The sequence below is a fragment of the Duganella sp. S19_KUP01_CR8 genome (genome assembly GCF_036688705.1).
Taxonomy (GTDB): Bacteria; Pseudomonadota; Gammaproteobacteria; order Burkholderiales; family Burkholderiaceae_D; genus Rugamonas.
This window is the reverse complement of record NZ_JAQQPR010000019.1, coordinates 52,036-61,274: the sequence shown is the minus strand read 5'-3', so window position 1 is coordinate 61,274 and position 9,239 is coordinate 52,036. Positions and strand designations below refer to the sequence as shown.

The window sequence follows — 9,239 nt, the reverse complement described above, 5'->3', positions numbered from 1 at the left end:
TGCCCACAGTATAGTACGTCCCTGCAGATATTTCCATATTGCAAGTAAGCACGATGTGAATTCTCTCCACAATGTAACACTGCGGAGGCCGGCGCGCACGCGCGCGCCGGCAAGCGGACTCAGGACTTGGCGTGTTTCGCCGCCGGCGGCAGCGGCATGGGCGCGGCCATGGCCTGGCCGTTGGCGATGTGGCAGCTCAGCAGGTGGCGCTTGGCGCTGGCCGCGCGCTCGGAGCACAGGTATTTGTAGCGCCCGGTATCCTCGTATTGCAGGTCGATGGTGAACTGGACAAGGTTGTGCTCGGCCTGGACTTCGGTCAGGCGGGCGGCGCGCATCAGGCGCTGCTCCTGGTTGCGGGTAGTGGCGTTGGCGCCCTCGAAATAGCTCGACAGCGTCGCCTCGATCACGTCCATGCGTTCGGCCAGCAAGGTGTCGGCCGCCAGCGGGTGGGCGTTGTGCGGCGCTTCGGCCGGATCGCCGTCGGCGCAGCTCACTTGCACGTCCAGCTGCTGCACCAGCAGCAGCATGTCGAAATGCTCGTTGTGCTGCGCATGCAGCTTTTGCAGCGCCGGCAGGCGCCCCTTGCCGAGGCGGGCCTCGTCGTCGCGGGTCTGGCCGACATACACCACCTTGCTCGGGATCTTCAGCGTGTGGGCGTAGGTTTGCAGGATGTCGTGGATGGAGAGCGCTTCGATCAGGCCGCCCCAGTTCAGGGTGACGAAGTTCGGCGTCAGCGTCACGGTCGGCTTTTTCATGGTGGCTGCGAACGGCACCTTGAGCTCGATGGTGATGCTCTCCCTGGCCTCGTCCGCGCCCAGCAGCAGCGGCAGCGTCAGCTTGAGCGAGAAGAAGCCCCACTGGATCGTGCCCTTGATGTCGAAGCGCACGCGTGGGCGGACGACAGCGAAGAACAGGTGGCGCTGGGCCGCGGCCGCCTCCAGCTCGAACTGCATGCGGCGCTGGTAGCGGCCGATCGGGTCGCGGATGTCCGGGGCTTGCTGGAAGCCGGCCACCAGGTCATACCAGTGGAATTTGGCGTTGGCCACGCTGACCATCCAGCTTTGCGGCGCGCCCGGTTCGGACAGGGGAGAGGCTAAGACAGCGAACTGCTCAGAGTGAGGCTGCGAGGTCGTGGCAGCCAGCTCAGGATAAGTCATAAAACTCCTGATTGGAAAGTTGAGATAGTGTGGTGACTGTCTCCCTTCCCATTCAGCGAGTGTGTGGCTTGCAGGAAATAAGTAATACTACGCAGTCGGTGCCGATTATTGCGTAGTTAAACTCCTTGAACAACTGATTAGTGTGCCTCTTCAAATGGCAGCGATACCAATGACTCGTCTATACAACGGTTAGCGTTATCAAATGCAAGATCGCCAATATTATGCGGCCAGTTCGGATCTTCCGGATAACGACTCTTGCAAGAGTACCAATAGTTGCGAAGGACTATCAAACAGATAGTCGGCCTGCCAGCCTTGCGGCTCCACCGGGCCGCAGTAGCCCCAGCCGCAGGCGATGGTCGGCATGGCGGCGGCCTTGCCGGCCTGGATGTCGCGCAGGTCGTCGCCCACGTACCAGCATTGCTCCGGCGCCAGGCCGAGGCGGGCGGCCGCTTCGAACAGCGGCGCCGGGTGCGGCTTGGCGTGCGCCGTGGTGTCGCCCGAGACCACGCAGGCCGCGTGCGCCAGGCCGATCTGCGGCAGCAGCGGATCGGTGAAGCGGGCCGGCTTGTTGGTGACGATGCCCCATTGCAGCCCGGCCTGCTCGATGCCGGCCAGCAGCTCGACGATGCCGGGGAACAGCGAGCTGTGCACCGCCATCGCCGCCTGGTAGTTGGCGAAGAAGCCGTCGCGCAGCGGGATGAAGCCGTCGTCCTCCGGCTTCAGGCCGAAGGCCGCGCCTATCATGCCGCGCGCGCCGGCCGAAGCGGTCGGGCGCAGCAGTTCGTAGGCGGTCGGTTCCAGGCCGCGCTCGGTGCGCAGCAGGTTGACGGCGGCCGCCAGGTCGGGGGCGGTGTCGGCCAGCGTGCCGTCGAGGTCGAACAGGATGGCGCGCGGAGGATTGATCTGGTTCATGGGTACTTTACAGCGGACGGGTGGTGGCGACCAGGTAGTTGACGCTGGTGTCTTCGTTCAGGGAATAGATCTTGGTCAGCGGGTTGTAGCCCATGCCCTTGAAACCCTGCACGTCGAGACCGGCGCTGCGGATGTATTGCGACAGCTCGGACGGCGTGATGAACTTGTCGTAGTCGTGGGTGCCCTTGGGCAGCATGCGCAGCAGGTATTCGGCGCCCAGGATGGCGAACAGATAGGCCTTGGGGTTGCGGTTCAGCGTAGAGAAGAACACGTGGCCGCCCGGCTTGACCAGGGTGGCGGCGGCGCGCACGATGGCGCTCGGATCGGGCACGTGCTCCAGCATCTCCATGCAGGTGACGACGTCGTACTGGCCCGCCTCCTGGGCCGCCATCTCTTCGGCGGCGATCAGCTTGTAGCGCACCGCCACGCCCGATTCCAGGCTGTGCAGGTCGGCCACCTTGAGCGCTTTTTCCGACAGGTCGATGCCGGTCACCTTGGCGCCCTTGCGCGCCATCGATTCGCTCAGGATGCCGCCGCCGCAGCCGATGTCGATCACGTTCTTGCCGGCCAGCGGCGCGCGCGCGTTGATCCATTCCAGGCGCAGCGGGTTGATTTCGTGCAGCGGACGGAACTCGGAGGTCGGATCCCACCAGCGATGGGCGAGGTCGGAGAATTTTTGCAGCTCTAAGGGATCGGCGTTCATAGACAGTGTTGGTGTGGGCATGCCGCTATTCTAAAGCAGCGGCCACAAAAATACTCCCGCCGCGACGTTTGCGCAGCCAATAAAAATGCCGCCGGGCTGGCGCCGGGCGGCATCGGATACGGCGCACTGATGGCGTCAGGCGGCGGCGCGGGCGCGGCGGCGCGCGATGGCGCCGACCATGGCCAGGCCGGCCAGCATCATTGCATAGGTTTCAGGTTCCGGCACGGCCATGACGTTGCGCACTTCCAGGTGCGACGGATTGATGCCGTCTTGATCGTTGGCCACGCCAAACGTCACCACGCCGGAATACGGCGTGCCCAGCGTGTAGGTCTGCCAGCCGGTGGTGCCGAAGTCGCCGACCGCGGCGACATTCGACAGGTAGACGGTGCCGCTGGCGGTGGTGATGAAGAACGAGTAGTCGTTATACGGCATGTAGTCGCCGGCGGTGAAATTCCAGTCGAACGAAGTCATGCCCGTTACGGCGCCGCTGACCGACGAGGTGCCGGAGACTGATGCGTAGTTGGTGCTGGTCACGCCGCTGCCGGACACGGCGAAGGTCGACAGATCAACCGAGCTCGCTTGTGCGGACGCGGCTGCCATTGCTGCGGTGATGCAGAAAGCTGCGATAACTGATTTCATTTTATGATCCCCTAGGGTTGTGTATCAGTAACACATTTGATTATGTGTCATCACTAGGATAGCAAAATATATTACCAATAGGATAATTTAGTTTTGTTTTTTACACTTATATTCTTGAATTGATGCGCGCCCGCCACAACTATTGTTGATTTTTGGGAAGGGTTGGCGAAAAAAAATGCCGTTCAGGCATGACCTGAACGGCATTGCACGGCCCGCCGTGGCGGGCCGGAAAGTGCGGCGGCTTACTTGCTGGTGCCGACGACTTCGATTTCTACGCGACGGTTCTTGGCGCGGCCTTCAGCAGTTTTGTTGTCTGCTACAGGTTGCTTCTCGCCTTTGCCTTCGGTGTACACGCGGTTGGCTTCAACGCCTTTGGAGATGATGTAGGCTTTGACGGCTTCAGCGCGGCGTACCGACAGCTTCTGGTTGTATTCATCGCTACCAACGGAGTCGGTGTGGCCGACGGCGATGATGACTTCCAGGTTGATCGAACCCAGTTTCGAGGTCACGTCGTCCAGTTTCGCCTTGCCTTCTGGTTTCAGAACGGCTTTGTCGAAGTCGAAGAACGCGTCGGCTGCGAAGCTGACTTTTTGTGCGGTAGGCACGGCGACGACTGGCTTAGGTGCCGGTGCCGGCGCTGGTGCTGCTGGAGCTGGTGCAGCTGGAACGACTGGAGCGACGCACTTGCCGTCAACCAGTTTCTCTGGCTCGACGCACAGTGGCAGATCGCAACCTGGAACGGCATCAGCCGGGGTCCAGTAGCCGGTGCGCCAGCACAGGCCGAACGGGTCGCGGGCGATAACGCCGCGAGCATCCTGAACGTATGCGCTCTTAGGGGTTGCTGCCTTGATGTCCTGGGTAACTGGAGCATACGGAGGAGCGGTTGGAGCGGTTTGTGCGATAGCCGAACCAGCGAATGCAGCCGATACGGCCAACATCGAAATCAGTTTTTTCATATTTTTCTTCCTTTCGGGGGTGATATCCGCAGAAAAACTGCGCGACGTAGTAATACGTGGGGCGAATTCTACCACGCAGGGGCGTCACGCCTGTCTCCCGATTGCGAAACGAGCAATTAACTTCTAATCCATTTTGCCACAAGCTATGTTTGGTCGTGAAAAGGGTCCAACACGACTCCTTTTTGATTCCGACCAAAATGTTGTTTTGTTGCAACGTGATTATCGATAATAATTGAGTAATGTGTCATGAATATTACATGGCGTTACAACGTGCGCGCTCCCTGTCGTAGCGGGGCTGCGCCGGAATTGTGCTGGTTGCTGTGCGCGCATGCTAAAATCGCACGCTTGCCTGTCCGTAGTGAGGGGCGACGCTAGAAATGCAGTAAGTGCGGCATACATTGCTTAATAAACCACAGTCAAAGATCAGTCGACCCGCCAATGGATCAATTCGCAAAAGAAACAATCCCTATTTCCCTCGAAGAAGAGATGCGCAAGAGCTACCTCGATTACGCCATGAGCGTGATCGTCGGCCGCGCCTTGCCGGACGTGCGCGACGGCCTCAAGCCGGTGCACCGCCGGGTCCTCTTCGCGATGCACGAAATGAACAACGTGTGGAATCGCCCTTACGTCAAATGCGCCCGTGTGGTGGGCGAGACGATGGGTAAGTACCACCCGCACGGCGACGCGTCGATTTACGACACGCTGGTCCGGATGGCGCAGGACTTCTCGCTGCGCTACATGCTGGTCGACGGCCAGGGCAACTTCGGTTCGGTCGACGGCGACGGCGCCGCGGCGATGCGTTACACCGAGTGCCGCCTGGACAAGATTTCCGCCGAGCTGCTGGCCGACATCGACAAGGAAACCGTCGACTTCCAGCCCAACTACGACGGCAAGGAAAAAGAACCGACGGTGCTGCCGACCCGCATCCCGAACCTGCTGATTAACGGCTCGTCCGGTATCGCGGTCGGCATGGCGACCAACATCCCGCCGCACAATCTGCACGAAGTGATCGCCGGCGCGCTGCACGTGCTGCGCAATCCGACCTGCTCGATCGACGAGCTGATCGAACTGATCCCGGCGCCGGACTTCCCGACCGGCGGCACCATCTACGGCGTCTCCGGCGTGCGCGACGGCTACCGCACCGGCCGCGGCCGCGTGGTGATGCGCGCCAAGACCCACTACGAAGAGTACGGCAAGGACGGCGGCCGCACGGCCATCATCGTTGACGAGCTGCCGTACCAGGTCAACAAGAAATCGCTGCTGGAACGCATCGCCGAAAACGTGCGCGACAAGAAGCTCGAAGGCATTTCCGACATCCGCGACGAGTCCGACAAGTCGGGCATGCGCGTGGTCATCGAGCTGAAGCGCGGCGAAGTGCCGGAAGTGGTGCTCAACAACCTGTACAAGCAGACGCAATTGCAGGACACCTTCGGCATGAACATGGTGGCGCTGGTCGACGGCCAGCCGCGCCTGCTGAACCTGAAGGAAATGCTGCAGTGCTTCCTGTCGCACCGCCGCGAAGTGGTCACGCGCCGCACCGTGTTCGAGCTGCGCAAGGCGCGCGAGCGCGGCCACGTGCTGGAAGGCCTGGCCGTGGCACTGGCCAATATCGACGACTTCATCGCCATCATCAAGGCCGCGCCGACCCCGCCGGTCGCGAAAACCGGCCTGATGGAACGTTCCTGGGATTCGTCGCTGGTGCGCGAGATGCTGGCCCGCACCGCCGACGGCACCACCATCGGCGGCATCGATGCCTTCCGTCCGGAGCACCTGCCGAAACACTACGGCATGCAGCAGGACGGCATGTACAAGCTGTCCGACGACCAGGCGCAAGAGATTCTGCAGATGCGCCTGCAACGCCTGACCGGCCTGGAACAGGACAAGATCGTCAACGAATACAAGGACGTGATGGCCGAGATCGCCGACCTGCTGGACATCCTGTCCAAGCCGGAACGCGTGACCACCATCATCACCGACGAGATGACCCACGTGGTCAACGAATTCGGCGACCCGCAGAAGGATCCGCGCCGCTCCAACATCGAGCACAACGCGACCGACCTCGGCACCGAAGACCTGATCACGCCGCAGGACATGGTGGTGACCCTGTCGCACACCGGCTATATGAAGGCGCAGCCGATCACCGAGTACCGCGCGCAGAAACGCGGCGGACGCGGCAAGCAGGCCATGGCGACCAAAGAAGAAGACTGGATCGACCAGCTGTTCATCGCCAACACGCACGACTACATCCTGTGCTTCTCCAACCGCGGCCGCATGTACTGGCTCAAGGTATGGGAAGTGCCGCAAGGTTCGCGCAACTCGCGCGGCAAGCCTATCGTCAACATGTTCCCGCTGGCGGACAATGAGAAGATCACCGTTATCCTGCCGCTGTCCGGCGATAACCGCGTCTTCCCTGAAGACCACTACGTGTTCATGTCGACCAGCCTGGGCACCGTGAAGAAGACGCCGCTGAAGGACTTCAGCAATCCACGCAAGGCCGGCATCATCGCGGTCGACCTGGACGAGGGCGACTTCCTGATCGGCGCCGCGCTGACCGACGGCCAGCATGACGTGATGCTGTTCTCCGACGCCGGCAAGGCGGTGCGCTTCGACGAGAACGATGTGCGTCCGATGGGCCGCAACGCCCGCGGCGTGCGCGGCATGAACCTGGACGAAGGCCAGCGCGTGATCGCGCTGCTGGTGGCGGAAAACGAGCAGCAATCGGTGCTGACGGCAACCGAGAACGGCTTCGGCAAGCGTACTCCGATCACCGAGTACACCCGCCACGGCCGCGGCACCAAGGGCATGATCGCGATCCAGACCTCCGAGCGTAACGGCAGGGTAGTGGCGGCGACGCTGGTCGATTCGACCGACGAAATCATGCTGATCACCACCGGCGGCGTGCTGATACGCACCCGCGTTTCCGAGATCCGCGAGATGGGCCGCGCCACGCAAGGCGTGACCCTGATCGCGGTCGAAGACGGCACCAAGCTGTCGGGCCTGCAACGCGTGGTGGAGACCGATATCGACGAAGTCGAGCTGGAACCGGGTCCTGACGCCAAGCCGGACGACGCTCAGCCAGACGAAGCTCCTGCTGAGTAAGTCCTAGCACACACCGCCCCGGACCCAGGTCCGGGGAGAGCGGGGTCAGGTTTATTGCGCGGATAAATGCGACAATAAGACTGATCCCGCTTTTTATTTTCGAACGAACTTTTGAGACGACTATGAAAAAAATTGTAGCAAGTATCGTTGCCGCGTTCGCCCTGGTCAGCGCTCCCGCGTTCGCGCAGGCCGACGCCGCCTCCACGGCGGCCGCGAAAGAACTGTTCGACGCGATGAACTACCGCACGCTGATGACCGGCGTGATGCAGCAGATGTCGCAGGGCATCGGCCAGTCGATGCGCGCCGGCGCCGAGGCGGCCATCAAGGGCAACCCGAAGAGCACGCCCGAGCAGAAACAGCAGGAGCTGGCCAAGTTGGATACCGAGCTGCCGGCCGCCGTCGGCGTGCTGCAGGGCGCGATGAACGATCCGGCCCTGATCGAGGACATCCTGACCGAAACCTTGCCGCTGTACGCGCGCACCTACAGCGCCGACGAGCTGAAACAGATCGCCGCTTTCTACCGCACCCCGATCGGCGCCAAGATGCTGGCCACCATGCCCAAGCTGACGGCCGAGGCGATGCAGATCGGCCAGCAGGTCGCGGCGCGCCGCATCACGCCGCTGATCCAGAAACTGCAGGAACAAAAACAAGCCACCAAATAAGGACCGCAACGTGACTCATATCTATAATTTTTCCGCCGGCCCCGCCGTATTGCCGAAGGAAGTGCTGGCGCAAGCCGCTGCCGAAATGCTGGACTGGCATGGCAGCGGCATGTCTGTCATGGAGATGAGCCACCGCGGACCGGAGTTTATTTCGATTTACAAGGCGGCCGAGCGCGATCTGCGCGAGCTGCTGGCAGTACCGGACAACTACAAGATCTTGTTCATGCAGGGCGGCGGATTGTCGCAGAACGCCCTGGTGCCGCTGAACCTCGTCGGCCACAAGCCGCAGCCAGCGACCATCGATTTCATCCATACCGGTTCGTGGTCGGGCAAATCCATCAAGGAAGCCGCCAAGTACGCCAACGTGAACGTCGCCGCCTCGTCGATGACGTCGGTGCCGCCGCAGTCGGAGTGGAAGCTCACGCCCGGCGCCGCCTATCTGCACTTGTGCACCAACGAGACCATCGACGGCATCGAGTTCGACTTCGACGCCGGCGTGCCGGCAGCGCAGGAAGGCGTGCTGCTGGTGGCCGACATGTCCTCGCACATCCTGTCGCGCCGCATCGACGTCTCCAGGTACGGCCTGATTTTCGCCGGCGCCCAGAAGAACATCGGCCCGGCCGGCGTCACCATCGTCATCGTGCGCGAAGACCTGCTGGGCAAGGCGCTGCCGGCCTGCCCGTCGGCGTTCGACTTCAAGCTGGTGGCCGACAACGAATCGATGTACAACACGCCGCCCACCTACGGCATCTACATCGCCGGCCTGGTGTTCCAATGGCTGAAGCAGCAGGGCGGCGTGGCCGAGATGGAGCAACGCGCCATCGCCAAGGCCAAGCTGCTGTACGACGCGCTGGACGCCAGCGATTTTTACCAGACCCGCGTAGCGAAAACCAGCCGCTCGCGCATGAACGTTCCCTTCTACCTGAAGGATGAAAGTCGGAATGAAGCATTCCTGGCCGGCGCCAAAGCGCGCGGCCTGCTGCAACTGAAGGGCCACAAGTCCGTCGGCGGTATGCGCGCATCGATCTACAACGCGATGCCTATCGAGGGCGTGCAAGCGCTCGTAGACTACTTGAACGAATTCGCCGCCAGTGCGGGCACCGGAAAATAA

General features: G+C 61.9%; 7 protein-coding genes and 1 pseudogene. 3 read left to right on the top strand and 5 right to left on the bottom strand.

Going from position 1 to position 9,239, the window contains the following annotated elements:
• Positions 1-119: 119 nt before the first annotated feature.
• The 5 genes and pseudogenes from V6M89_RS19470 to ompA all read right to left on the bottom strand — a co-directional run bounded on the left by V6M89_RS19470 (position 120) and on the right by ompA (position 4,367).
• Positions 120-1,157 (bottom strand): hypothetical protein, encoded by a 1,038-nt coding sequence (locus tag V6M89_RS19470; RefSeq protein ID WP_332854717.1) that lies wholly within the window; start codon positions 1,155-1,157, stop codon positions 120-122.
• A 219-nt stretch (positions 1,158-1,376) separates the two neighbouring features.
• Positions 1,377-2,069 (bottom strand): HAD-IA family hydrolase, encoded by a 693-nt coding sequence (locus V6M89_RS19465; RefSeq protein WP_332854716.1) that lies wholly within the window; start codon positions 2,067-2,069, stop codon positions 1,377-1,379.
• Between the two features lie 7 nt (positions 2,070-2,076).
• Positions 2,077-2,772, bottom strand: coding sequence for a bifunctional 2-polyprenyl-6-hydroxyphenol methylase/3-demethylubiquinol 3-O-methyltransferase UbiG (gene ubiG / locus V6M89_RS19460; protein ID WP_116992863.1), 696 nt, complete (start codon positions 2,770-2,772; stop codon positions 2,077-2,079).
• 135 nt (positions 2,773-2,907) lie between these two features.
• Positions 2,908-3,006 (bottom strand): annotated as a pseudogene (locus tag V6M89_RS30430) (PEPxxWA-CTERM sorting domain-containing protein); the annotation flags it as partial.
• Between the two features lie 647 nt (positions 3,007-3,653).
• Entirely contained in the window at positions 3,654-4,367 is a 714-nt protein-coding gene (gene ompA / locus V6M89_RS19450; RefSeq protein ID WP_332854714.1) for an outer membrane protein OmpA, read from the bottom strand.
• Between the two features lie 438 nt (positions 4,368-4,805).
• Between ompA and gyrA the strand changes: the two genes are divergently transcribed.
• The 3 genes from gyrA (at position 4,806) to serC (ending at position 9,239) form a co-directional block, all read left to right on the top strand.
• Positions 4,806-7,466 carry a DNA gyrase subunit A gene (gene gyrA, locus V6M89_RS19445; protein ID WP_116992865.1) on the top strand — a complete coding sequence of 887 codons (2,661 nt, stop codon included), beginning with the start codon at positions 4,806-4,808 and terminating at the stop codon, positions 7,464-7,466.
• A gap of 122 nt (positions 7,467-7,588) precedes the next feature.
• On the top strand, positions 7,589-8,128 hold the full coding sequence (locus tag V6M89_RS19440; RefSeq protein WP_332854713.1) for a DUF2059 domain-containing protein: 540 nt from the start codon (positions 7,589-7,591) through the stop codon (positions 8,126-8,128).
• Between the two features lie 10 nt (positions 8,129-8,138).
• Positions 8,139-9,239 (top strand): 3-phosphoserine/phosphohydroxythreonine transaminase, encoded by a 1,101-nt coding sequence (gene serC, locus V6M89_RS19435; RefSeq protein ID WP_332854712.1) that lies wholly within the window; start codon positions 8,139-8,141, stop codon positions 9,237-9,239.

Bases quoted from the DNA above. Each gene is read 5' to 3' on its own strand.
- V6M89_RS19470 (WP_332854717.1), bottom strand. From the start codon at position 1,157: ATGACTTATCCTGAGCTGGCTGCCACGACCTCGCAGCCTCACTCTGAG.
- V6M89_RS19465 (WP_332854716.1), bottom strand. From the start codon at position 2,069: ATGAACCAGATCAATCCTCCGCGCGCCATCCTGTTCGACCTCGACGGC.
- ubiG (WP_116992863.1), bottom strand. From the start codon at position 2,772: ATGAACGCCGATCCCTTAGAGCTGCAAAAATTCTCCGACCTCGCCCAT.
- ompA (WP_332854714.1), bottom strand. From the start codon at position 4,367: ATGAAAAAACTGATTTCGATGTTGGCCGTATCGGCTGCATTCGCTGGT.
- gyrA (WP_116992865.1), top strand. From the start codon at position 4,806: ATGGATCAATTCGCAAAAGAAACAATCCCTATTTCCCTCGAAGAAGAG.
- V6M89_RS19440 (WP_332854713.1), top strand. From the start codon at position 7,589: ATGAAAAAAATTGTAGCAAGTATCGTTGCCGCGTTCGCCCTGGTCAGC.